Here is a 1,371-nt window from a genome sequence, read left to right as displayed (position 1 = left end):
TTCTTATTAAATTTTGTGAATCAACTCCGAAAGTCTTTCCCTATTATAAAAGAATTCCACTCCTTTTTTATATATTCTTCTTCATTTATTTCCATTTTATATGATGGTTTTAATCTTATCCCATGTGGTAATATTGATAGTAAAGCCTCAAATATATGTTGAATTTCAACATTTTCTTTTTTATCTATTTATTGCCAAAGCCTGAGCTTTTTCATAAATACCAATTGAAGACCTAACCGATGGTTTCTTTTCTGATTTATCATCTTTTCTCAATTTTTGTATAAATTCAATTGTTAATTCCAATAATTTTTCAGGAAAATTAACATTCAAATTTTTTCCATATTTTAATATAATCTTCTTTTCTTCTTCAATATCTTTTGGATAATCTAAATTTATTATATCAAATCTATCTAATAATACATCTGATATTTTTTCAGTTCCGTAATAACTTTCAGGATTCATTGTAGCAATAAATATTATATCTAATGGTATTTGAAATTCATATGTCGCTATTGTTATTTTCTTTTCTTTTAACTAATTCTAATAAACTATTTTGAACCTTTGGAGGTGCTCTATTTATTTCATCAAAAAATGATACACCATGGTGTGTCTAAATATTTTTCCAGGTATAAAAGATTCTAAAGAATGTATACCATATTTTAATGCTTTTGAAGGATCAATATCTCCAATCAGATCTTCTACAGATAGATCATAAGAACCCTGTATTCTAATAAATCTATCTTCTCCCTTTATTTTTATAAAAGGACCTTCTTTCCATTTTTTTCTATATTCTTCAGATACAAAAGGAAATTCTTCATAAGCCCATAATGGAATTCCATCTGGAAAATCAATTTCTGGTAGTAATNTTGCTATATTTTTTGCTAAAGTTGTTTTTCCAGTACCTGGAGGCCCTATTATTAATATATTTNNNNCAGTAAATTAATGAAGATAATATTTGTCTCTTTGCATTTTCTTGTCCAATTATAGAATCAAATGGATCTTTACCTTCTTTAATATAATTATTAATTATTATATCCTTTATCTGTTCTCTTATTTTGCTCATATTAATTATTTTATATCTTTCTTTAAAATATTATAATTATGGTCATATTTTACAATTTAAAGGGAGTAATACTTGATCTGGATGGGACACTTATAAATAGCTTAAAAGTTTATGATGAGGTCCATCAAAAAGATATTAGAAAGATATAATGTAAAGATAGAAGGTTCTTTAGATAATTCTGGAATGCCTATAGAAGATATAATATATAATATAATAAGGAAATATAATTTAAATATATCAATTGAAGATATAAGGAAAGAATTTGAAAATATGTTGTTAAATGAATATATAGAAAAAATAAAATTTAA

General features: G+C 24.2%; 3 protein-coding genes. 1 reads left to right on the top strand and 2 read right to left on the bottom strand.

All coding sequences use genetic code 11. The annotated features are described in order from the left end of the window. Positions 1-180: 180 nt before the first annotated feature. Positions 181-462, bottom strand: coding sequence for a MoxR family ATPase (locus LUA84_RS03725; RefSeq protein WP_231434502.1), 282 nt, complete (start codon positions 460-462; stop codon positions 181-183). 114 nt (positions 463-576) lie between these two features. Next, entirely contained in the window at positions 577-915 is a 339-nt protein-coding gene (locus LUA84_RS05550; protein ID WP_457913398.1) for an AAA family ATPase, read from the bottom strand. Positions 916-1,174: 259 nt separating this feature from the next. Between LUA84_RS05550 and LUA84_RS03720 the strand changes: the two genes are divergently transcribed. Beyond that, positions 1,175-1,371, top strand: a 197-nt coding sequence (locus tag LUA84_RS03720) for a hypothetical protein (protein WP_231434501.1), incomplete at its 3' end; no start/stop codon positions are given.

It is taken from the genome of Candidatus Nanopusillus massiliensis, from assembly GCF_920984865.1.
Note: the sequence above shows the minus strand (reverse complement) of the source record. Positions and strands in the feature narration are given on the sequence as shown.